19 protein-coding genes are annotated in these 21,891 nt (G+C 61.2%); 9 read left to right on the forward strand and 10 right to left on the reverse strand.

The features are described 5' to 3' along the window. Positions 1 to 49: 49 nt before the first annotated feature. Complete coding sequence (locus AMK02_RS18775) at positions 50 to 829, forward strand: SDR family oxidoreductase (RefSeq protein WP_064805138.1); 780 nt, start codon at positions 50 to 52, stop codon at positions 827 to 829. A gap of 21 nt (positions 830 to 850) precedes the next feature. On the opposite strand, the gene AMK02_RS18780 is transcribed toward AMK02_RS18775, so the two are convergent. After that, positions 851 to 2,068 carry an adenylate/guanylate cyclase domain-containing protein gene (locus AMK02_RS18780; RefSeq protein WP_064805140.1) on the reverse strand — a complete coding sequence of 406 codons (1,218 nt, stop codon included), beginning with the start codon at positions 2,066 to 2,068 and terminating at the stop codon, positions 851 to 853. Positions 2,069 to 2,131: 63 nt separating this feature from the next. Beyond that, the gene (locus AMK02_RS18785) at positions 2,132 to 3,157 is read right to left on the reverse strand and encodes a LacI family DNA-binding transcriptional regulator (RefSeq protein ID WP_064805141.1); all 1,026 of its coding nucleotides are present in this window, start codon (positions 3,155 to 3,157) and stop codon (positions 2,132 to 2,134) included. A gap of 96 nt (positions 3,158 to 3,253) precedes the next feature. Between AMK02_RS18785 and AMK02_RS18790 the strand changes: the two genes are divergently transcribed. From AMK02_RS18790 to AMK02_RS18805, 4 genes are all read left to right on the forward strand, one after another. Continuing rightward, positions 3,254 to 4,438: a phytanoyl-CoA dioxygenase family protein gene (locus tag AMK02_RS18790; RefSeq protein WP_064805143.1), complete on the forward strand. Its 1,185-nt coding sequence runs from the start codon at positions 3,254 to 3,256 to the stop codon at positions 4,436 to 4,438. A 203-nt stretch (positions 4,439 to 4,641) separates the two neighbouring features. Next, complete coding sequence (locus tag AMK02_RS18795) at positions 4,642 to 5,463, forward strand: SDR family oxidoreductase (protein ID WP_064805145.1); 822 nt, start codon at positions 4,642 to 4,644, stop codon at positions 5,461 to 5,463. A 93-nt stretch (positions 5,464 to 5,556) separates the two neighbouring features. Beyond that, a complete protein-coding gene (locus AMK02_RS18800) occupies positions 5,557 to 6,468 on the forward strand; it encodes an SMP-30/gluconolactonase/LRE family protein (RefSeq protein ID WP_064805147.1) in 912 nt (303 codons plus the stop codon). A gap of 282 nt (positions 6,469 to 6,750) precedes the next feature. Next, the gene (locus tag AMK02_RS18805) at positions 6,751 to 8,997 is read left to right on the forward strand and encodes a glycoside hydrolase family 2 protein (RefSeq protein WP_064805149.1); all 2,247 of its coding nucleotides are present in this window, start codon (positions 6,751 to 6,753) and stop codon (positions 8,995 to 8,997) included. A gap of 75 nt (positions 8,998 to 9,072) precedes the next feature. Here the strand turns inward: AMK02_RS18805 and AMK02_RS18810 are convergent, their stop codons facing one another. The 4 genes from AMK02_RS18810 to AMK02_RS18825 form a co-directional block, all read right to left on the reverse strand. After that, entirely contained in the window at positions 9,073 to 10,188 is a 1,116-nt protein-coding gene (locus tag AMK02_RS18810) for an ABC transporter ATP-binding protein (RefSeq protein ID WP_064805151.1), read from the reverse strand. Positions 10,189 to 10,191: 3 nt separating this feature from the next. Beyond that, complete coding sequence (locus AMK02_RS18815; protein ID WP_064805152.1) at positions 10,192 to 11,163, reverse strand: carbohydrate ABC transporter permease; 972 nt, start codon at positions 11,161 to 11,163, stop codon at positions 10,192 to 10,194. Next, positions 11,160 to 12,113, reverse strand: coding sequence for a carbohydrate ABC transporter permease (locus AMK02_RS18820; protein WP_064801952.1), 954 nt, complete (start codon positions 12,111 to 12,113; stop codon positions 11,160 to 11,162). The genes AMK02_RS18815 and AMK02_RS18820 overlap by 4 nt, the downstream gene beginning before the upstream one ends. 100 nt (positions 12,114 to 12,213) lie before the next feature. Next, positions 12,214 to 13,473, reverse strand: a complete 1,260-nt coding sequence (locus AMK02_RS18825) for an ABC transporter substrate-binding protein (protein WP_064805154.1) — start codon at positions 13,471 to 13,473, stop codon at positions 12,214 to 12,216. A 307-nt stretch (positions 13,474 to 13,780) separates the two neighbouring features. On the opposite strand from AMK02_RS18825, the gene AMK02_RS18830 reads away from it, so the two are divergent. The 4 genes from AMK02_RS18830 (at position 13,781) to queE (ending at position 16,739) form a co-directional block, all read left to right on the forward strand. Continuing rightward, positions 13,781 to 14,833 carry a LacI family transcriptional regulator gene (locus AMK02_RS18830; RefSeq protein WP_064805156.1) on the forward strand — a complete coding sequence of 351 codons (1,053 nt, stop codon included), beginning with the start codon at positions 13,781 to 13,783 and terminating at the stop codon, positions 14,831 to 14,833. A 114-nt stretch (positions 14,834 to 14,947) separates the two neighbouring features. Continuing rightward, positions 14,948 to 15,658 (forward strand): 7-cyano-7-deazaguanine synthase QueC, encoded by a 711-nt coding sequence (queC, locus tag AMK02_RS18835; protein ID WP_064805160.1) that lies wholly within the window; start codon positions 14,948 to 14,950, stop codon positions 15,656 to 15,658. Beyond that, the gene (gene queD / locus AMK02_RS18840; RefSeq protein WP_064805162.1) at positions 15,658 to 16,014 is read left to right on the forward strand and encodes a 6-carboxytetrahydropterin synthase QueD; all 357 of its coding nucleotides are present in this window, start codon (positions 15,658 to 15,660) and stop codon (positions 16,012 to 16,014) included. The genes queC and queD overlap by 1 nt, the downstream gene beginning before the upstream one ends. Then, positions 16,011 to 16,739, forward strand: coding sequence for a 7-carboxy-7-deazaguanine synthase QueE (gene queE, locus AMK02_RS18845; RefSeq protein WP_064805166.1), 729 nt, complete (start codon positions 16,011 to 16,013; stop codon positions 16,737 to 16,739). The genes queD and queE overlap by 4 nt, the downstream gene beginning before the upstream one ends. Before the next feature lie 108 nt (positions 16,740 to 16,847). Here the strand turns inward: queE and AMK02_RS18850 are convergent, their stop codons facing one another. From AMK02_RS18850 to nrdI, 4 genes are all read right to left on the reverse strand, one after another. Beyond that, positions 16,848 to 18,071 carry an adenylate/guanylate cyclase domain-containing protein gene (locus tag AMK02_RS18850; protein WP_064805167.1) on the reverse strand — a complete coding sequence of 408 codons (1,224 nt, stop codon included), beginning with the start codon at positions 18,069 to 18,071 and terminating at the stop codon, positions 16,848 to 16,850. A gap of 103 nt (positions 18,072 to 18,174) precedes the next feature. Further along, a complete protein-coding gene (gene nrdF, locus AMK02_RS18855) occupies positions 18,175 to 19,149 on the reverse strand; it encodes a class 1b ribonucleoside-diphosphate reductase subunit beta (protein WP_064805169.1) in 975 nt (324 codons plus the stop codon). A gap of 179 nt (positions 19,150 to 19,328) precedes the next feature. Further along, the gene (gene nrdE / locus AMK02_RS18860) at positions 19,329 to 21,497 is read right to left on the reverse strand and encodes a class 1b ribonucleoside-diphosphate reductase subunit alpha (RefSeq protein ID WP_064805171.1); all 2,169 of its coding nucleotides are present in this window, start codon (positions 21,495 to 21,497) and stop codon (positions 19,329 to 19,331) included. After that, complete coding sequence (nrdI, locus tag AMK02_RS18865) at positions 21,476 to 21,889, reverse strand: class Ib ribonucleoside-diphosphate reductase assembly flavoprotein NrdI (protein ID WP_064805173.1); 414 nt, start codon at positions 21,887 to 21,889, stop codon at positions 21,476 to 21,478. Before nrdI ends, nrdE begins: the two co-directional genes overlap by 22 nt. Between the last annotated feature and the right edge of the window lie 2 nt (positions 21,890 to 21,891).

Here is a 21,891-nt window from a genome sequence, read left to right on the forward strand (position 1 = left end):
AACGGCCGCGCCGAACATTGCCTATCGGCAGAAGGTCAAGGAGGCAGCCATGGAGCTTGAGGGAAAGATCGCATTGGTGACGGGTGCCGGTTCCGGTATCGGCAAAGCGGCCGCGTTAAGGCTCGCTGCCGAGGGAGCAAGGGTTGCAGCACTGAGCCGCACCGCCGACGAGGTCGAAAAGACTTGCGCCGAAATCAACGCCGCCGGCGGTCAGTCGATCGCCCTGACGGCCGATACCAGCGACGAAGCGCAAATGCGAACCGCGGTGAAGAAGCTGACGGACACCTTTGGCGGCCTCGACATTGTCATTGCCAATGCGGGGATCAACGGAGTTTGGGCGCCGATCGACGATCTGAAACCAGATGAATGGGACAAGACCATCGCCGTCAATCTGCGCGGCACCTATCTGACCCTGCACCTGACAGTTCCGCATCTGAAGCGCCGCGGCGGTTCGATCGTGGTCGTCTCGTCGATCAACGGCACCCGCACCTTCACCACGCCGGGCGCCACCGCCTACAGCGCAACCAAGGCCGGCCAAGTCGCCATGGTCCAGCAGCTTGCCCTGGAACTCGGCCGCCACGACATCCGCCTCAATGCCGTCTGCCCCGGCGAGATCGAAACCAATATCAATGCCAATACCGATAGCCGCCGTCGCGAGGAGACGGAGGTTCCGGTCATCTGGCCGCAGGGCGATATCCCGATTGCCGGCGGGAAGGCAGGCAAAAGCGAGGATGTTGCCGAAACCATCCTCTTCCTTGCCTCCGACCGCGCCCGGCACATCACCGGTACGCCGATCTGGATCGACGGCGGCCAGGGCCTGTTGCGGTAATGCTCGAAGGTTTGGCGGAATTCAGCCATTCAGCCGGGCGCTGTCGAGCGTATAGAGTTCCTGCGCACGCTGCACCCCACGCAACGCATAACGTCCGACGCAGGCAAGCGCGGCGCGCGCTTCCGCCGGTATGGCCGCGGCGAAATCGGAGGAGATCAGCAGGTTGAGGTCGACCGAACGACACATGGAGGCGATCCGGCTGACCTCGTTGACGGCGGGGCCGATGACGGTGAAGTCCAGCCGGTCCTGGCTGCCGATATTACCGTAGAAGACATCGCCGATATGCAGGCCGATATAGACGTCGGTCGTCGCCCGGCCGTCGGCAGCGCGCGCTGCATTCAGTTTGGCGAGCTTTTCCCGCAGCAGCGATTCGGCCCCGAGCGCCGCACGGCAGGTTTCGGCCGGCACCTCGCCCTTGAAGATAGCGAGCACACCGTCACCAATCAGCTTCAGCACATTGCCGCCGGCCTCATGGATCGCCGAGATGGCTACCTCGCTGTAATCGTTGAGGAGCGGGATGATTTCCTCCGGCGGCACGCGATCGGAAATCTTGGTGTAGTTCAACAGATCGGAAAACCACAGCGCGGCCGAGATCCGTTCCGATTTACCGCGGCTGATCTTGCCTTCCATTACCTGCCGCGCCGCATCCTCGCCGAGATAGACTTCCGCGATGGTGCGGGCGATGCGCCCGAGCGCAATGCACTTGATCGCCAGTCCGAGGACCGGCACCAGCTTGCGCAGGATGGCGAGATCGTGATCGGAAAAGCCCTCGGGATGTTTGGTTGCGAAATGCGAAAAGAAGCAATCCATCTCACCGATCGTGCCGGCTTCGCTGAAACGATGCATCATCGCCACGAAATCCGTGTTTCCAGCTTCGGCGATCTTGTCCAGCATGGTGAAATCGATCGGATCGCCAAACCCGATGCGTCGGCGCACCTCCCGCTCGTTGCCCGACCAAAGATGGTAGAAGGCCGAGCGCTGCCAGCTCGCCGCCGCTTCGCCCGAGCCCGTCGGGCCATACTCGAACTCGGTTTCGATCTCCTCGACGCTGTCCCAGCGGAAGGCGCGGCCTTCATGCACGGGGTGCAGCGTATCCATCAACGCCATGCCGCGGTCGAGCGGCAGGCCGGCATCCCGACAGGCCGCGCAGAAACCGGTCATGAGCTCGGCTTCCGAAGCGCCCTTCAGTCCCTGCTCCGTAACCCAGGCCGCAATCGTGCTGACGTCGCTGTAATCCATGCGCTCACCTTCGCTTCTGCCCAAGCTGTAGCCCGAACTCAGCGTGGAAGGAAGTCAATTGGTTCAACCGCCCGTAGGCATATTATAGGGCGTGACGATTTCGATGGAAGAAAGCGAAGCGGGAACGGTCCGCCCGGGTGCTTGTGCCCGGCTCATGATCGCCCTGAAGGCCGAGCGGGCATCGGTTCTGAGATCATGATGCAGCACGAAGCCGATCCGGCCTGCCGCAAGCAAAGCCCGATTGTCGGCATCGAGATCGTGGGCGACGAAGACGCGGACGGGACGTCCGGCCGCTTCGAAGGCCGCCAGCACGGCTCGGTTGCCGCCGCCAATCGAATAGACGGCATTGATGGCGGGATCGGCCGCAAGCGCCGCCGCCGCAAGTGTTCCCGTCGCCCTGTCGCTGCCGTGCCCCTCGCTGATTTCGGTGACGCCGATGTCGGGATAATGGGCGCGGATGATGCGGCGAAAACCGATTTCACGCTCCTCCTCGCCGCGGAACCGCCCGCTCGACAGTGTCACCAGTACTTTGCCGCCGTCACGGCCGAGGAATTCGCCGATCAGATAGGCGGCGGTCTCTCCCGCCGCCCGGTTGTCGGCGCCCGCATAGGCGATGCGAAGCGAATTCGGCAGATCGGTCACCAGCGTCACCACCGGAATGCCGGCCACATCCGCCCGCGCGACGGCGGCAGCGATCTCGGCGACATCAGGCGCCTTGAGCACGATGCCATCAGTGCCGCGTAGCCGGATGCGATCGAGAAGCTGCGCCAGCTCGGCCGGCTTCATCACTTCGGCGAAGTGGAAGCGGCAGCGGAAGACGCCAGGCAGGAAGGTCGCCATCTCCGACTCGAAGGCGGTGCGCACCGCATCGCTGAAACGCTGAGGCGTCTCCATAACGATATCAATCGCCAATATGCGCCCGCCGCTCGTCGCCCCCGTCTGCTGCTTCTCCAGCTCCGCGATCGCCGCTTTCACCCGCAACTGCGTCTGCTGGCGCACACCCGGTCTGCCGTTCAGCACCCGGTCGACCGTGGCAGTGCTCAGTCCCGCCTGAAAGGCGATGTCCTTGACGAGAAAGGGATGGGCCACGGAAATCCGTCTGATGGTTTTTTGATGGATTCCTGATCTATATCATCCTGCAGCCCGGCGTATAGTGCCGCCATTGGAAAACGGGAGGAGCCCAATATGAAGACCGACAATCCGCAGAAGCTGCGCGCCGACCGCGTCTGGCTCAGCGAAGACGCCTGCGACCTCGACGATTTTCGCCGCCTTGCGCAAAAGACGACCGCCCTCGCCGATTACCCGACAGCTTCCGCCGTCGAGAAAAACATCCTGATCTACGACAGCCGCAAGGTAACGGCGGCGGCAGCCGGCGAAGGCAAACGCCTCGTGCTGGCCGAAATCTGCGAAGCCTTCGGCGAAGGCCCGGGTGTCGTCGTTTTCAAACACGCATATCAAAACACCGGCATCATCGACCGCGCCAGCGCGATTTTCGAGGCCATCATCGAGGAACAGCACCGCACCTCGACGGGCGGCGGCGATCATTTCGCCAAGCCCGGCGCCAACGACCGCATCTGGAATTCGCTGGAAAAACACTGCCTCGCCGATCCGGAAAATTTCGCCGAATATTACGGTAACGCCATTATCGCGCTGGCAAGCGAGGCCTGGCTCGGACCGAGCTACCAGATGACGGCGCAGGTCAACCGCGTCAATCCGGGCGGTGCGGCGCAGTCAGCCCATCGCGACTACCATCTCGGCTTCCAGTCATCTGCGGTCATCGAGCGATTTCCGGCACATGTGCACCGTCTCTCTCCGGTTCTGACGCTGCAGGGCGCGGTCGCCCATTGCGACATGCCGCTCGAAAGCGGTCCTACACTCTTCCTGCCGCACAGCCAGACCTATGTACCGGGTTATCTCTCGCTCAAGCGCCAGGAGTTCCGGGATTATTTCGAGGCCAACCACGTCCAACTGCCGCTCGAAAAGGGCGACGTCGTCTTCTTCAATCCCGCCCTCTTCCACGCCGCCGGGACCAACCGCTCGGCCGACATCAAGCGCGTCGCCAACCTCCTGCAGGTCTCCTCCGCCTTCGGACGAGCCATGGAGACCGTCAACCGAGAGAGAATGAGCGCCAGACTCTTTCCCGCCCTGAAGGCGTTGCAATACCGGCTCTCGCCCGACGAAATCGCCAACGCCGTCGCCGCCTGCGCCGAAGGTTATTCCTTCCCCACCAATCTCGACCGCGACCCGCCGCTCGGCGGGCTGGCGCCGAAAACGCAGGCACAGCTGATGCACGAGGCACTCAGGGAGGGCTGGAGCGACGAGACTTTTAAGGCAGCGCTTGCCGAGCAGGCGCAAAGGAAATTGAGTTGACTGTGGAAATCGGAGCCCCCTCATCCGCCCTACGGGCACCTTCTCCCCGAGGGGAGAAGGGAGAATCGAGGCGCCGCCACCTGTCTCTTCTCCCCACCGGGGAGAAGGTGCCGGCAGGCGGATGAGGGGCCACACGGCACCGACATACGAGCCTCCCGCACGCGCCGGAGGCCATTCGCACATCATCACCAAGGAGCAACCACATGAGCAAAGATCACGGACGCCTCGACGGCAAGATCGCCATCGTCACCGGCGGCACGCAAGGATTGGGCGCAACCATCGCCCGTCTCTTCGCCGAACGCGGCGCGGAAGGCATCGTCATCTGCGGCCGCAACGAAGCCAAGGGCAAGGCGAAGGCGGCAGAGATTTCGGCTGCGACCGGCGTGAAGGTCGTCTATGTCAAAGCTGACCTCGCCAAAGTCGAGGATGCGAGCCACGTCGTGCACGTCTGCGACCAGACCTTTGGTCGTGTCGACGCCCTGGTCAATGCCGCCGCCATTACCGATCGAGGCACGATCCTCGACACCAGCCCCGAACTCTTCGACGCCATGTTCGCCATCAATGTGCGCGCACCGTTTTTCCTGATGCAGGAAACGGTGAAGGTCATGCGCCGCGAAAAGATCGAAGGCACCATCGTCAATATCGGCTCGATGTCGGCCAAAGCCGGCCAGCCATTCATCGCCGCCTACTGCGCTTCCAAGGGGGCGCTGGAAACCCTGACAAAGAACACCGCCTATGCGCTGCTGCGCAACCGCATCCGCGTCAACGGCCTGAACATCGGCTGGATGGCCTCCGAAGGCGAGGATCGCATCCAGCGCGAATATCACGATGCACCTGCCGACTGGCTGGAGAAGGCGGCGGCGAACCAGCCCTTCGGCCGGCTCGTCGATCCGCACGAGGTGGCGCGCGCCTGCGCCTACCTGTCATCGGCGGAATCCGGCCTGATGACCGGCTCCGTCATCTGCTTCGACCAATCGATCTGGGGGGCTTACGACGGCTCGCCGCATCCGGTCGCCGCTCTCTGAGAAAGCCGAGCTTACATTTCCCGTTGCCGGGCTCTGGTACCTGGGAGGATTTATCGTTAGGAGAAGGTCGACAGCATTGAGGGAGGAACTGGCGTGGCTGACAATCCGCTTTATGAGATCCGCGATGAACGTTTCGCCGCTCTGGTTGTCGGCACCGCCGCCCTCGAGGAGCTTTATTCCGGCTGCCGCTGGACAGAGGGCCCGGTCTGGTTTTCCGACCTGAACTGCCTTCTCTGGAGCGATATCCCGAACGAACGCATGATGCGCTGGACGCCGGATGGAACGGTCTCCGTCTTCCGCTCGCCCTCGAACTATGTCAACGGCAATACGCGCGACCGGCAGGGCCGGTTGGTCTCCTGCGAACATGGCGGCCGCCGCGTCACCCGGACGGAACTCGACGGCAGCATCACCGTTCTCGCCGAAAGCTACCACGGCAAAAGCCTGAACTCGCCGAACGACGTTGTCGTCCATTCGGACGGCGGGATCTGGTTCACTGACCCGACCTACGGCATCCTCTCGGACTATGAGGGCCATAAGGCCGAGCCCGAGCAGCCGACGCGCAACGTCTACCGGATCGACCCCGCAAGCGGCGCAATCGACGCCGTCGTCGAGGATTTCATCCAGCCGAACGGCCTTGCCTTCTCACCTGATGAAACGAAACTCTACATTGCCGATTCCGGTTCGGGCAAACACGAAGTGCCTTGCCATGTCAGAGTTTTCGATGTCGTCGACGGCAGAAAGCTTGCCAACAGCCGTTATTTCTGCAGCCTCGATGCCGGCCATCCCGACGGCTTTCGTTTCGATGTCAGCGGCAATCTCTGGACGAGCGCGGGTGATGGTGTGCATTGCTTCTCACACGACGGCACGTTGCTCGGCAAGATCAAAGTGCCGCAGACAGTGTCCAATCTCACCTTCGGCGGCCCGAAGAAGAACCGGCTCTTCATCACCGCGACCCGTTCGGTCTATTCGATCTATACCAAGACGAACGGCGCACAATATCCGTAACCTTCGGAAGCACAGGGCGCCGTGCGCTCGACAGACACGCCTGACGATATCGCCATCGCCGGACAGGACGGTGTTGCACGGCGCGTCATCTGCAAGGGGCGGCAGCGGTTCCGGATGACGACCTGCCCGAAAAAAGCTAAAGCGCGTCGCATGAATCAGATTTGATGTGACGCGCTGGAGCGCTCGCACCTCATTGCATCAAGGAGGAGTACCCGATGATCCGATTTCCACGCACCAAGGGGCGCCGCACGGCTCCTGACGCCACGACCGGGAGAGCCTGAGATGCGTTCCGTCGTTTCCTTCAACGAGGGCTGGAGTTTCCACGAGGGCTTCGGCCAGCGCCTGCTCGAAAGCTTCGATGCCGCCAAGTCGGTCAGCCTGCCCCACACCGCTGTCGAACTGCCCTTCAACTATTTCGATGAGAAGAGCTATCAGCGCGCCTTCACCTATCAGAAGGTGCTGCGCTGGCTGCCGGAATTCGAGGGTCGCGAGGTTTCCCTCGTCTTCGACGCGGCCATGGCCGACAGCGTCGTTTACCTGAACGGCGAAGAGATCATCGCCCATAAGGACGGCTATACACCCTTCGAGGCCCGCCTCACCGGCAAGCTCCTCAAGGGCGAGAACCTCGTGACCGTCAAGATCGACGGCAGCGAAAACCCTGAGATCCCGCCCTTCGGCGGCCGCATCGATTATCTGACCTATGCCGGCATCTACCGCGACGTCTGGCTCAAGGTCACCGACCCGGTTTCGATCCGTAATCTCAAGATCGAAACGGCTGACGTTCTCGCTCCTCATAAGTCGGCAAGCATCCGCGTCGATCTCGCCAACCCCGAGGGCCGCAGCTTCTCGGCGACCGTCACCGCCGCGCTGAAACAGGCCGACGGCACGGTGATCGCCACCGCAGCGACCGAAACGATCGGCGACCGCACGACGCTTTCCTTCGGCGGCCTCACCGGCATCGCGCTCTGGGACATCACCGACCCGACGCTCTATGAGGTTACCGTCGAAGTCAGGACCGAGCACGGCTCCGACCGCCTCTCCACCCGGTTCGGCTTCCGCACCGCCGAATTCACGACGGAAGGTTTCCTGTTGAACGGCAAGCCGCTGAAACTGCGCGGCCTCAATCGCCACCAGGCCTTCCCCTATGTGGGTTATGCCGCCGGCCGGTCCGCCCAGGAGCGCGACGCCGACATCATGAAGAGCGTGCTGAAGTGCAATATCGTCCGCACCTCGCATTATCCGCAGTCGAAATGGTTCCTCGACCGTTGCGATGCGATCGGCTTGCTGGTCTTCGAGGAGATTCCTGGCTGGCAGCATATCGGCGATGCCGACTGGCAGAAGGAATCGATCGAGAACGTCCGCCGCATGATCGAGCGGGACTGGAATCATCCGTCGATCATCATCTGGGGCGTGCGCATCAACGAATCCCAGGACAGTCACGATTTCTACGTCGAGACCAACCGGCTGGCCCGCGAACTCGACAGCACCCGCCAGACCGGCGGCGTGCGTTACATCACGGACAGCGAGCTGCTTGAAGACGTCTACACGATGAACGATTTCATCCTCGGCAACGAGGAGCTGCCGGGCGCCAACCGACCCCGCACCGTCCTGCGCGCCCAGCAGGAAAACACCGGACTGTCGCACAAGGTGCCGTACCTCATCACCGAGTTCAACGGCCATATGCACCCGACCAAGATCTACGATCAGGAGCAGCGCCAGGCCGAGCATGTGCGCCGTCACCTGGAAGTGCTGAACGCCGCCTACGGCGATCCGGATATTTCAGGCGCCATCGGCTGGTGCATGTTCGATTACAACACCCACAAGGATTTCGGCTCCGGCGACCGCATCTGCTATCACGGCGTCATGGACATGTTCCGCGAACCGAAATTCGCGGCCTTTGCCTATATCAGCCAGTGCGATCCTTCCGATGAGATCGTCATGAAGCCGGCGACCTTCTGGGCGCGCGGCGAGCGCAATATCGGCGGCGTGCTGCCGCTGATCATCCTGACCAATTGTGACGAGGTGGAGCTGCAATATGGCGCGCTCAGCAAGCGCGTCGGCCCGGACCGCGAAAATTATCCGCATCTGCCGCATCCGCCTGTTGTGCTCGATCACCGGCACTTCACCGCCGATGAGCTTGGCACCTGGGGCCTGGAATGGATCGACGGCACCCTCACCGGCTATATCGCCGGCGAAGCGGTGGCCAGCCTGAAGCTGGCAGCCGATCCCTTGCCGACGACATTGGAAATGGTCGCCGACAGCTCGACACTGAAGACTCGCGAACGCGACAGCACCCGCGTCATCATCCGCGCCCTCGACCAGTGCGGCCAGCGCCTGCCTTTCATGAACGACAGCATTTCGCTGAAGGTGCATGGACCCGCAAGGATCGTCGGCCCGACGAATGTGCCGCTGCAGGGCGGCACATCAGGCTTCTGGCTGGAAGCGACGGGGCTCGTGGGAGAAATTACCGTCGAAGCGGTCTCCCAACGCTTCGCGCCAGTGACCCTCAACGTAACGGCCGTCGCCTAACGCATAGCCCGAAAATCGAAATCGATTTTCTGAGAGCATAGAGCGCCGCGTGTTATCAGACGCGCGGCGCGCCACTTACGAAATCCTGGCCTGTGTTTCCGGATCGAAGAACACCGCCTTGTCGAGATTGAAGGCAAGGCGAGTGTTCTGTCCCGGGGCGATGCCGGCATCGGCGCGCAGGCGGGCGACGACGGATTTGCCGCCGAGTTTGGTGACGGCGAAGGTGTCGGAGCCGGCCGGTTCGACCACCTCGATCAGGCAATCGTCCTCGGTCAGCGAGCGCGCCTTGCGGTCGGCGCCGTCGGGATCGGTCAAGGCTTCGGGGCGGATGCCGAAGATCACCGGCTTGCCGGCATAGGCAGACAGGCCGTGATTGCCGGAGACGACCGGCAGCCTGAGCGGCGCGCCGTTCGGCCGTTCGAGCGAGACGGCCAGCCCGGCCGCACCGTTCTCGACGGTGGCGTTGAGCAGGTTCATCGCCGGCGAGCCCATGAAGTCGGCGACGAAGAGATTGGCGGGGCTGTTATAGATCTCGGCCGGCGTGCCGAACTGCTGCAGCACCCCGTCCTTCAGCACGGCGATCTTGGTCGCCAGCGTCATCGCCTCGATCTGGTCGTGGGTGACATAGACGAAGGTGGTGCCCATGCGCTGGTGCAGCCGCTTGATCTCGGTGCGCATGTCGACGCGCAGCTTGGCATCGAGGTTCGACAGCGGCTCGTCGAACAGGAAGACCTGCGGATTGCGCACCAAGGCCCGGCCCATGGCAACGCGCTGGCGCTGCCCGCCGGAGAGCTGGCTCGGCTTGCGGTCGAGCAGATGGCCGATCTGCAGCATGTCGGAGACCTGCTTGATCGCCTTGGCCCGCTCCTCCTTCGGAACGCCGCGGATCTCCATGCCGAAGGCGATATTGCCCGCCACCGTCATATTCGGATAGAGCGCATAGGACTGGAACACCATGGCGATGTCGCGCTTGGAAGGATGCAGGCCGCTGATGTCGCGGCCGTCGATCCTGATCTCGCCCGAGGTGATCGTCTCCAGCCCGGCAATGGTGTTGAGCAGGGTCGACTTGCCGCAGCCGGAGGGGCCGACCAGCACGAGGAAGCCGCCCTTTTCGAGTTCGATGTCGATGCCCTTGAGGATGTCGACGGCACCGAAGCGCTTTCTGAGACCGGAGATTTCCAGGAAGGCCATGACTTACCCTTTGACTGCGCCCGCCATCAGACCGCGCACGAAGTAGCGGCCGGCGAGGATATAGACGATGAGCGTCGGAACGGCCGCGATCATCGCCGCCGCCATGTTGACATTGTATTCGACCACCCCGGTCGAGGTGTTGACGACATTGTTGAGCGCCACCGTCATCGGCATGGAGTCGCCGGTGCCGGCATAGGCCGAGGCAAACAGGAAGTCGTTCCAGATATTGGTGAACTGGTAGATGACGGTGACGACGATGATCGGCAGCGAGTTCGGCAGCATGATGCGGCGGAAGATCTGGAAGAAGCTGGCGCCGTCGACCTGGGCGGCGCGCACCAGCTCGGTCGGGAAGGCCTCGTAGAAATTGCGGAAGAACAGCGTGGTGAAGCCCAAGCCGTAGACGACATGGACGAAGACCAGGTTGACCGTCGAATTGCCGAAGCCGAAATTCCAGCCGGTGGCGTTCTGCAGCGTCACGCCGAAGCGGCCGAGCGAGCCGAGGATCGTCGCCATCGGCAGCAGTACCGACTGGAACGGGATGAAACAGGCAAACAGCATCAGCCCGAACACCAGCGTATGGCCGGGGAAGCGCCATTTGGTCAGGATATAACCGTTCAGCGCCCCCATGATCGTGGAGATCACTACTGCCGGCACCACCATCTTGATCGAGTTCCAGAAGTAGCCCTTGATGCCGGCGCAGGTCAGCCCGACGCAGGCCTCGCCCCAGGCCTTGACCCAGGGATCGAAGGTCGGGGCCTGCGGCAGCGCCAGCATGTTGCCGCCCTGGATCTCGTCCATCGTCTTGAACGAGGTCACGAGCATGACGAAGAGCGGCATCAGGTAGAGGATGGCGAAGATCACCAGCAGGCCGTAGATGACCAGTCGGCCGATCCAGCGGGCGCTGTTAGTCCTGCTATCGCCGCTCTGCGAAAGCATTGCGGCCGACGTGCCGATGGAAGAGGTGAGGCTGCTCATCGCGCCTTCTCCTTCAGTTCGGAATAGAGATAGGGAACGATGATCGCCGAGATCGTCATCAGCATGATGATGGCGCTGGCCGAGCCGACGGCCATCTCGTTGCGCTTGAAGGTATATTCATACATGAAGTTGGACGGCAGCCAGGCCGAGCCGCCCGGCCCGCCCGAGGTCAGCGCCACCACCAGGTCATAAGACTTGATCGCCATATGGGCGAGCACGATGAAGGCGGAGAGAAAGATCGGCCGCAACAGCGGAATGACGATGCGCCGATAAAGCTGGAAGGGCGAGGCGCCGTCGATCTGCGCCGCCTTCATGATCTCGCCGTCGATGCCGCGAAGCCCGGCCAAAAACATCGCCATGACGAAGCCCGACGCCTGCCAGACACCGGCGATGACGACGGTATAGATGACGAAGTCCTTGTTCTTGATCCAGTCGAAGTGGAAGCTCGTCCAGCCGAAGTGGTGCAGCGTCTGTTCGAGCCCGAGGCCGGGATCGAGGAACCACTTCCAGGCCACCCCGGTGACGATGAAGGAGAGCGCCATCGGATAGAGGAAGATCGGTCGCAAGATGCCCTCGCCGCGGATCTTCTGATCGAGCAGGATGGCAAGCAGCAGGCCGAGGCCTAAACAGATGCCGACATAGAGGAAGCCGAAGATCGCCATGTTGGTGATCGAGGTATACCAGGAGGACGGCGGATCGTTCTCGAAGGTCCAGCGCCACAGCCGCTGATAGGCGCGTGCGCCGGTCAGCGCATAGGACGGAAAGGTCTTGGAATTGGTGAAGGAGAGATAGGCCGTCCAGACGATGAAGCCGTAGACGAAGATCAGCGTGATGACGAAGCTCGGCGCCAGCACGATCTTCGGCAGCGCATCCTGCAGCCGGCCCCGCAGCGAGACCCGCGTCGCTTGCCGCGGCGTCAGAACCGGATCGGTGGTGGCAACTGTGCTCATGGATATCATCTCCCTTCCCGCAGGATCGCTCGGCATTTATCGCTGCGGAGCCTGAAGCTTCCCCGCGAGACAAGCGGGGAAGCCTTGTCATCGACGACCCTTAGCGGGCGTCGTCGATCGCCTGGACGAGCTGGGTGACGGCTTCGTCGGAGCTCTTGATCTGGCCGTGGACGAACTTCGAGACGACGTCCTTATAGGCATTGGCGATCGCCGGAGGCGCGCCGTAGCCCTGGGCCAGCGAGCCGAACAGCGTGCCGCCCTCATTGGCGGCCTTCAGGTCGGCGATGCCCTTCTTGCCGCAGGCGTCGAAGTCGGTGTCGGGAACGTCGGTGCGGGCCGGCACCGAACCCTTGACGACGTTGAAAGCCGACTGGAAGCTCTTCGACAGCGTTGCCGTTGCCAGCGCCACCTGCGCCGCCTTGCGGTCTTCAGGGACGTTGAACATGCCGAACATGTCGGAGTTGTAGATGACGCTGCCTTCGGTGCCGGGGAAGCGGTAGCACAGGAAGTCTTTATCCGGCGTCTTCTTGGCGGCAACGAATTCGCCCTTGGCCCAGTCGCCCATCACCTGCACCAGCGCATCACCCTTGATGACCATGGCGGTCGCCAGGTTCCAGTCGCGGCCGGAGAAATTCGGATCGACATATTTGACGATCTTCGCCAGGTTGTCGAAGGACTTCTTCATCGTGTCCGACTTCAGCGATTCCTCGTCGAGATCGTTGAAGGCCTTCTTGTAGAACTCCGGCCCACCGGTCGACAGCACGATCGAATCGAACATCGTCGCCTCCTGCCAGTTCTGGCCGCCGAGCGCCAAGGGGATGACGCCTGCCGCCTTGGCCTTGTCGAGCAGGGCGATCAGGTCGTCGAAGCTCTTCGGCTGCGTGCCGCCGATCTTGTCCATGACAGCCTTGTTGATCCACAGCCAGTTGACCGAGTGGACGTTGACCGGGGCTGCGACCCACTTGCCGTCATAGACCGAGAACTTCTGCAGGGCCGCCGGCACCGACTTGTCCCAGCCTTCCTTCTTGGCCGTCTCGGTCAGGTCACCCATCACGCCGGCCTGGGCATAATCGAGCACGGTGTAGCCCAGCATCTGCGAGGCCGTCGGATAAGTACCGGCCGCAACCATCGCCTTCAGCGCCGTCATCGCCGCATCACCGCCGCCGCCGGCAACCGGCACGTCCTTCCAGGCAAAGCCTTCCTTCGCCAGATCCTGCTTCAGAACGTTCAAGGCAGCCGCCTCGCCGCCAGACGTCCACCAGTGCAGCATCTGTACTTCCTTGACGTCGGCAGCCTGCGCCGCACCCAAACCAGCCAGCATCACGACAGCAACCGCTGCCGAGCTCATGAACTTGCGCATGAATTTCCTCCCGTTTGAAATCGGCGGCAGGATCCTCCCCGCCACCAGATGCATCCCGCCATTGCAGCGGTCGGCATGAAACCGCGCTCCTCCGCGCGGTTAACAATTTAAAACGTTATAAGCCTTTGGACGTCAAGCCCTTTCTCGACTCTCGAGAAAAATATGATTACTCCCATAACCTATTGAATTACATTCAAATAATCCAATTGGATAATAAAGCGTTAAAATTTAAAACGTTTTCATTCCCAGATTGCTCGCCCGAGTCATCGTGTTATTGTATCGGCAATTCCAGCATGGAAAGCCTAGAGTGACCGAACCGTCCCGGCCGCATCGCGGCGAAAATCTCGATATCACGCACAAGCGCGGCAAGCCGACCTTGCGAACGATCGCCACGATCGCCGGCCTTGCGGTGACAACCGTGTCGAGGGCACTCTCCGATGCGCCGCAGATCTCTCTTGAAACCCGCCAGCGCGTGCACCGCATTGCCCGCGAGATCGGCTATCTCCCGGATCGTGCCGCCCAGCGTCTGAAGACCGGCCGCACCAACGTCGTCGCCATCTTGCTCGATCCACACGAGGAGGTGGTCGGTTTCACCACCTCGATCATGTACGGCATCGCCAAGGCGCTGAAAGAGACGCCCTACCATCTTGTCGTCGCCCCGAACTTCCTGTCGACGACCAACGCCGAAGCTGCCGAATACATCATCCGCAACCACCTTGCCGACGGGCTGATTTTCACGCGGACCGAGCCGCTCGATGCCCGCGTCCGCCTGCTGCTCGAAGCCGGCTTTCCCTTCATCTGTCACGGCCGCACCGAATTTTCGACACCGCATCCCTATGTCGACTACGACAATTTCACCTTTGCCTATGAAGCCACCCGCCGGCTGATCACGAAGGGCCGGACAAAAGTGGCGGTGATTATGCCGCCGAAGCGGCTGACCTTCTGCCAGCATATCCTGCACGGTTTCATGACGGCGGTGCGCGAGGCCGGTATCGCATACGAAGTCCCCGAGATCGTCGATCTCGACACTCCGGCGGATGTGTTGCGCGACTTCATCCGCAGCCGCGCCGCCGCCCCGGGGGCTCCCGATGGTTTCGTCTGCCCCGGCGAAGTTTCGGCGCTTGCCGTCATCAGCGGCATGAGCGATGCCGGCCGCACACTCGCCGCCGACTATGATATCGTCGCCAAGGAGACATCCCGCCTTCTCACCCAATTGCAGCCTAAGGTCGACACGATCCATGAGGACCTGACGGCGGCGGGAGAGGATCTCGGCCGCATACTGCTGCAGCGCATTAACAACCCCGACACCGAGGATCTGCACCTCCTGCTATCGCCGCAGATCAACTTTCCGATCGGTTAGCCCGCCGGATCGAAGGGCGTCATATTAAAACTGTTTTCATGGCGCGTGATTTGACTTAAAAGCACCGCGTAATCCGGTCGCAGCCCACCCGGTCAAAACAAGGGAATCCAAAATATGAAAACTATCGTCGTCTGCTCCGGCGGACTCGACTCCGTTTCGCTTGCCCACAGAATGGCAGCGGAAGAGCAGCTTATCGGTCTCGTCTCCTTCGATTACGGCCAGCGGCATCGCAAGGAACTCGACTTCGCCGCCAAATGCGCCGCGCGCCTTGCCGTCCCCCATCATATCATCGACATCGCCGCCATCGGCGGCCATCTCAGCGGATCGGCCCTGACCGACAATGTCGACGTTCCGGACGGCCATTACGCCGAGGAAACCATGAAGGCCACCGTGGTGCCCAACCGCAACGCCATCATGCTGGCGATCGCCTTCGGCCTGGCGGCCGCGCAAAAGGCGGATGCGGTCGCCGTCGCCGTGCACGGTGGCGACCACTTCATCTATCCCGACTGCCGGCCGGGCTTTATCGATGCTTTCCAGCACATGCAGAACGAAGCGCTGGACGGTTATGCCAGCGTCAGACTGCTTGCACCCTATGTCGATGTTCCCAAAGCGGCGATCGTGGCCGACGGCGCGAAACATGCGACACCGTTTGCGGAAACATGGTCCTGCTACAAGGGCGGCAGGCTTCATTGCGGACGCTGCGGCACCTGCGTCGAACGGCGCGAGGCTTTCCATCTCGCCGGCATTTCCGATCCGACGGAATACGAAGACCGGGATTTCTGGAAAGCGGCGGTGTCGCAATATTCAGCCGCGGAGGTGCGTTGATGTACCGCATCACCAAGGAGTTTCACCTGTCCGCTTCGCATCAGCTGGACCACCTGCCGGCCGATCATCAATGTGCCCGGCTCCATGGCCACAACTATGTCGTCATAGTCGAGCTTTCTGCAGAAACCCTGAATGACGATGGCTTCGTGCGTGACTATCACGACCTCTCGCCGCTCAAGCGCTATATCGACGAGACCCTCGATCATCGGCATCTGAACGACGTGTTCGGTCATTCGAAAGTCACCTCCGAGTTCCTGGCCAGGCATTTCTACGACTGGTGCAAGCAGCGCTTTCCCGAGACTTCGTCCGTCCGCGTCAGCGAAACGCCGAAAACTTGGGCGGAGTACCGGCCATGAGCGCGGAGACCATCCGCGTCAGCGAGATCTTCGGCCCGACCATACAGGGCGAAGGCGCATTAATCGGGCTGCCGACGGTATTCGTCAGGACGGGCGGCTGCGATTACCGCTGCTCCTGGTGCGATAGCCTTCATGCAGTCGATAGCGTGTTCCGGGATCAATGGATGCCGATGTCCGTCGAGGCGATCTGGCAGGAGGTCACAAGACTTTCCGGAAGCAGACCGCTGACGGTTTCCCTTTCCGGAGGCAATCCGGCGATCCAGCCCCTGGGGCCGCTGATCGAACTCGGTCATGCCAAGGGATACCGCTTCGCGCTGGAAACGCAGGGAAGTGTGGCGCGGAACTGGTTTCGCGATCTCGATGTCCTGGTCTTGAGTCCCAAGCCGCCGTCGAGCGGAATGCAAACCGAGTGGGGGGAGATCGACGACTGTCTACGGCTTTCAGCCGGCGGGCCGGAGATCGTGCTGAAAGTCGTCGTCTTCGACGATCCCGATTATGCTTTCGCCCGAGAGGTGGGCCAGCGCTACCCCTATATTCCCTTGTACCTTCAGCCGGGCAATCACACGCCGCCCCCACCCGAAGACGACGACCCGCGCATCGATATCGACGGCGTGATGGATCGCATGCACTGGCTTGTCGAGAAGGTGACGGGCGACGGATGGTTTGCGCCGCGCGTCCTGCCGCAGCTGCACGTGCTGCTGTGGGGAAACAAACGAGGCGTCTGAGCCCGCCTAAAGCGTGTCGCGATCTTTCAGATTCGCTCCACGCTTTAGGTCTTTGTTTTTACGCAGTTCGTTGTCGTAAAACCGCTGCGCACTTTTGCGCGACATGCTCTACCGCTCCGGGAAAGCAAAGACATCGACAGGTTCTCCGAGCCCGCGCAACGGGAAGGTGCCGAGACTGTCCATGTCTTTCGCGCAGCCTGCCATTTCGACGAAAGCCCGCGACAAGAGTACCGGACGCTTGACCTCCTTGGTCAGGCTTTCCAGCCGCGAGGCGACATTGACCGCCGGGCCGATGACGGTGAAATCCAGCCGTCGGCGAGAGCCTATATTGCCGTACATGACGTCGCCGACATGCACACCGACGCCGTAGCGCAGCGGTTCGCGTCCCGTGCGCAGGTGCTCCTCGTTCAGCTTGGCCATCGACGCCTGCCCCTCGCGGATCGCCTCCAGCAGATCGAGGCAGGCCGTTTCCTTGGCCAATGGGAAGATCGCCAGCAGCCCGTCTCCCATGAACTTCAGGATTTCCCCGCCATGCCGTTCGATCGGGTCCGACATGGCATCGAAATAATCATTCAGAAGATGGATAACGTCGTCGCGCGGCCAGAGATCCGAGATCGCCGTGAAATCGCGCAGGTCGCAGATCATGATGGCCGCGCCGACGGTCGCACCGCTGCCGCGGGTCGTGACACCCGACAGGATCTGCTCGCTCGCATGCGGCCCGACATAGGTCTGCAGCAGCGTGCGCGCCATGATGTTCTTCAGCCTGATTTCGCTGACGAGGGTCAGGGCCGGCAGGAGATCGCGCAGGAAATCGACATGTTCGCTCGCAAAACCGCCCGGCCGGCAGGTGGAAAATGTCACGACATGCCGTTTGCCGAAGGTGTGTTCGATCGGCCAAGCGATATATTCGGTCAGGCCGTCGTCATGCAGTTCCTGATAGAATGAATCCAGGTCGCCGTCGGCTGCGCCTTCCAGCCGTTTGCGCAGCTCCTCGGCACCCTGATGGATCGCATTGATCGGACTGTTCAGAAACTCCGGCGTGTTTTCGATGCCATAGGCGAATGTGTCGATCTTGGCCTCCGCCAGACCTTCCTTCCACAGGATGCGGGCGCCGATCCATTGCGGATGGTTCGTGCGGAAATGCAGCGTCGCCCGCGTCACCGGCACCCCTGCCGAAAGCAGCTTGCCGCACATCTCGACCAGGATATTGTCGATGAAGCGCTCGCCGCGCGTCTCGTTCACCAGCCAGTCGAGAATCCGTCTCCTGCGGATCGGCCAGACACCCTCCTCCGCCTCAACGGCACTCCCGACCTTGTTTGGAAAAGACGACATCAAAAACTCCCGTTACGCCGCGTCACCGGCAAAAGCCGGATCCGATTTCCGCTGTATGTGGTCGACAGGCAGGCAAATGATAAGGGGAAACTGCGATCAAGTCTCAAAAATCCCAGTCTTCATCCTCGGTGGCCACTGCCTTGCCGATGACATAGGAAGACCCGGAGCCGGAGAAAAAGTCGTGGTTCTCGTCGGCATTCGGCGACAATGCCGAAAGGATCGCCGGATTGACCTTGCAGGCTTCGGCCGGGAACAGCGCCTCGTAGCCGAGGTTCATCAACGCCTTGTTGGCGTTGTAATGCAGGAACTTCTTGACGTCTTCGCTCAGCCCGACGCCGTCATAGAGCGCTTCGGTATATCGCGCCTCGTTGTCGTAGAGTTCGAGCAAGAGGTCGAAAGCGAAATCCTTGATCTCCAGCCGGCGCTCTTCGGAGAGCGTTTCAAGGCCGCGCTGGAACTTGTAGCCGATATAATAACCGTGCACCGCCTCGTCCCGGATGATCAGCCGGATCATGTCGGCCGTATTGGTGAGCTTGGCGCGGCTCGACCAGTACATCGGCAGGTAGAAGCCGGAATAGAACAGGAAGCTTTCGAGGAAGACACTGGCGACCTTCTTCTTCAGGGGATCGCCGGAGCGATACTGCTCAATGATCAGCGCCGATTTGCGCTGCAGGAATTCGTTCTCCTCCGACCAGCGATAGGCATCGTCGACATCGGGCGTCGAGCACAACGTCGAGAAGATTGAGGAATAGGAGCGCGCATGCACCGCCTCCATGAAGGAGACATTGGATAGCACTGCCTCCTCATGCGGTGTCGCCGCATCCTCCATCAGCCTGATGGAGCCGACGCCGTTCTGGATCGTGTCGAGCAGGGTCAAACCGGTGAAGACCCGGATAGTCAGCTGCTGCTCGGCCGCCGTCAGCGTCGCCCAGGAAGGAATGTCGTTCGACAGCGGCACTTTCTCCGGCAGCCAGAAATTGCCGGTCAGCCGGTTCCAGACTTCGAGATCCTTGTCGTCCTCGATGCGGTTCCAATTGATGGCGCGCACGCGGGAGGCTGGCTTGATGGATATGTACATTGGGTGGTCTTTCTTCTACAAATTCTAACGGAGTGCGGAGCCCCCTCACCCTGCCCTCTCCCCGCTGGGGAGAGGGGAACGCCGTTCAATCGGCTTGTCTCTTCTCCCCATCGGGGAGAAGGTGCCGGCAGGCGGATGAGGGGGCTGCAAGCTCGAAACTCTCGGCCAGCAGCCCAAAATCACAGCGTACAAGACACGCAGCCCTGCACCTCGGTGCCGGACAGCGCCATCTGGCGAAGGCGGATGTAGTAGATCGTCTTGATGCCCTTCTTCCAGGCGTAGATCTGCGCTTTGTTGATGTCGCGCGTCGTTGCCGTATCGCGGAAGAACAAGGTCAGCGACAGACCCTGGTCGACGTGCTGGGTCGCCGCCGCGTAGGTGTCGATGATCTTCTCCGGCCCGATCTCGTAGGCGTCCTGGTAATAATCGAGATTGTCGTTGGTCATGAACGGCGCCGGATAATAGACCCGGCCTATCTTGCCTTCCTTGCGGATCTCGATCTTCGAGACGATCGGATGGATGGAGGAGGTCGAGTGATTGATGTAGGAGATCGATCCCGTCGGCGGCACCGCCTGCAGGTTCTGATTATAGAGGCCGGAGGCCATCACCGCCTTTTTCAGCGCCACCCAGTCTTCCCTCGTCGGAATATGTATGCCGGCATCGTCGAAAATTGACTGCACCTTCTCGGTCGCCGGCTTCCATTCCTGCTCGGTATATTTGTCGAAATATTCGCCCGAGGCGTATTTCGAATTCTCGAAACCCGTGAAGCGGGCGCCGCGCTCGACCGCCAGCAGATTCGAGGCTCGGATAGCGTGATAGGTCACCGTATAAAAATAGATATTGGTGAAGTCGACGCCTTCCTCGGAGCCGTAATAGATGCGTTCGCGGGCGAGGTAGCCGTGCAGGTTCATCTGCCCGAGCCCGATCGCATGGCTCTCGTCATTGCCCTTCTCGATCGACGGAACCGAGAAGATATGACTCATGTCGGAGACCGCCGTCAGCGCCCGGATCGAGGTCTCGATCGTCTTGCCGAAATCGGCTGAATCCATCGCCGCCGCAATGTTCAGCGAACCGAGATTGCAGGAAATATCCTTGCCGAGATCCCTATAGGAGAGATCATCGTTGTATTGGCTCGCCTCGCTCACCTGCAGGATCTCCGAGCAGAGATTGCTCATGGAGATGCGCCCGGCCACCGGGTTCGCCCGATTCACCGTGTCCTCGAACATGATGTAGGGATAACCGCTTTCGAACTGGATTTCGGCGATCACCTGGAAGAATTCGCGCGCCTTGATCTTCTTCTTCGAAATACGGGCGTCCGTCACCATCTCCCGGTACTTTTCCGTCACCGAAATCTCGGTGAAGGGCACACCGTAGACGCGTTCCACGTCGTAGGGCGAGAACAGGTACATGTCCTCATTGTTCCTGGCGAGTTCGAAAGTGATATCGGGCACGACGACGCCGAGCGACAGTGTCTTGATGCGGATTTTCTCGTCGGCATTTTCCCGCTTGGTGTCGAGAAAGCGCATGATGTCGGGATGATGGGCGTTGAGATAAACCGCGCCCGCCCCCTGGCGCGCACCGAGCTGGTTGGCATAGGAGAAGCTGTCTTCGAGCAGTTTCATCACCGGGATGATGCCGGAGGACTGGTTCTCGATCTGCTTGATGGGCGCACCGGCCTCGCGGATGTTCGTCAGCGACAGGGCCACGCCGCCACCGCGCTTCGACAATTGCAGCGCCGAATTGATCGACCGGCCGATCGATTCCATATTGTCCTCGACGCGCAGCAGGAAACAGGAAACCAGTTCGCCGCGCTGCTTCTTGCCGGCATTGAGAAAGGTCGGCGTCGCCGGCTGGAAGCGGCCGGAAATGATCTCGTCGACCATGTCGCGGGCAAGGGCCTCGTCGCCCCGCGCCAAGGTCAGCGCCACCATGCAGATGCGGTCCTCATAGCGCTCGAGATAACGCTTTCCGTCGAAGGTCTTCAGCGTGTAGCTGGTGTAATATTTGAAAGCGCCGAGGAAAGTGGGAAAACGGAATTTCCTGGCATAGGCCTGATCGAAAAGGTCGCGGACGAAATTGAAGGAATATTGGTCGAGCACCTCCTGCTCGTAATAGCCCTCAGTGACGAGGTAATCGAGCTTTTCTCGAAGATTGTGAAAAAACACGGTGTTCTGGTTCACATGCTGCAGGAAATATTGCCTGGCCGCCATGCGATCCTTGTCGAGTTGGATCTTGCCGTCATCGTCATAGAGGTTCAGCATCGCGTTCAGCGCGTGATAATCGAGCGTTTCAGCCGCCTTCAGCGGTTTTGCGCCCGCATCCCGCGTCAGATTTGTTCCCGTGTCCAAAATCGTCCCATCCCGTCTTTGACATTGGCGACATCCTCGGCCGTTCCCAGAAGCTCGAACCGATAAAGGTACGGCACCTGGCACTTGTTCGAGATGACATCGCCGGCTAGCCCGTAGGTCTCGCCGAAATTGCTGTTGCCCGCGGCAATCACGCCGCGGATGTTGGAGCGGTTTTCCGCCTCGTTGAGGAAACGGATCACCGGCTTGGGCACGGCTCCCTTTACGATCCCGGGGCCGCCGTCGCCGCAATAGGTAGGCAAGATCAGCACATAAGGTTCGCGGATATGGATGTCCTCAGCGCCAAGGGGAATGCGCGCCGCGCGCAGCCCCAGCTTCTCGACGAAACGATGGGTATTTCCGGATCGGCTGGAATAATAGACAATCAGCCCCATCG

This window comes from Rhizobium sp. N731 (assembly GCF_001664145.1).
In the GTDB taxonomy this organism is placed as follows: domain Bacteria; phylum Pseudomonadota; class Alphaproteobacteria; order Rhizobiales; family Rhizobiaceae; genus Rhizobium; species Rhizobium esperanzae.

Coding starts and splice junctions, on each gene's coding strand:
- AMK02_RS18775 (WP_064805138.1), top strand. CDS start 50: ATGGAGCTTGAGGGAAAGATCGCATTGGTGACGGGTGCCGGTTCCGGT.
- queE (WP_064805166.1), top strand. CDS start 16,011: ATGAGCGCGGAGACCATCCGCGTCAGCGAGATCTTCGGCCCGACCATA.
- AMK02_RS18820 (WP_064801952.1), bottom strand. CDS start 12,113: ATGAGCACAGTTGCCACCACCGATCCGGTTCTGACGCCGCGGCAAGCG.
- queD (WP_064805162.1), top strand. CDS start 15,658: ATGTACCGCATCACCAAGGAGTTTCACCTGTCCGCTTCGCATCAGCTG.
- AMK02_RS18795 (WP_064805145.1), top strand. CDS start 4,642: ATGAGCAAAGATCACGGACGCCTCGACGGCAAGATCGCCATCGTCACC.
- AMK02_RS18810 (WP_064805151.1), bottom strand. CDS start 10,188: ATGGCCTTCCTGGAAATCTCCGGTCTCAGAAAGCGCTTCGGTGCCGTC.
- AMK02_RS18850 (WP_064805167.1), bottom strand. CDS start 18,071: ATGTCGTCTTTTCCAAACAAGGTCGGGAGTGCCGTTGAGGCGGAGGAG.
- nrdF (WP_064805169.1), bottom strand. CDS start 19,149: ATGTACATATCCATCAAGCCAGCCTCCCGCGTGCGCGCCATCAATTGG.
- nrdI (WP_064805173.1), bottom strand. CDS start 21,889: ATGGGGCTGATTGTCTATTATTCCAGCCGATCCGGAAATACCCATCGT.
- AMK02_RS18825 (WP_064805154.1), bottom strand. CDS start 13,473: ATGCGCAAGTTCATGAGCTCGGCAGCGGTTGCTGTCGTGATGCTGGCT.
- AMK02_RS18805 (WP_064805149.1), top strand. CDS start 6,751: ATGCGTTCCGTCGTTTCCTTCAACGAGGGCTGGAGTTTCCACGAGGGC.
- queC (WP_064805160.1), top strand. CDS start 14,948: ATGAAAACTATCGTCGTCTGCTCCGGCGGACTCGACTCCGTTTCGCTT.
- AMK02_RS18815 (WP_064805152.1), bottom strand. CDS start 11,163: ATGAGCAGCCTCACCTCTTCCATCGGCACGTCGGCCGCAATGCTTTCG.
- AMK02_RS18780 (WP_064805140.1), bottom strand. CDS start 2,068: ATGGATTACAGCGACGTCAGCACGATTGCGGCCTGGGTTACGGAGCAG.
- AMK02_RS18790 (WP_064805143.1), top strand. CDS start 3,254: ATGAAGACCGACAATCCGCAGAAGCTGCGCGCCGACCGCGTCTGGCTC.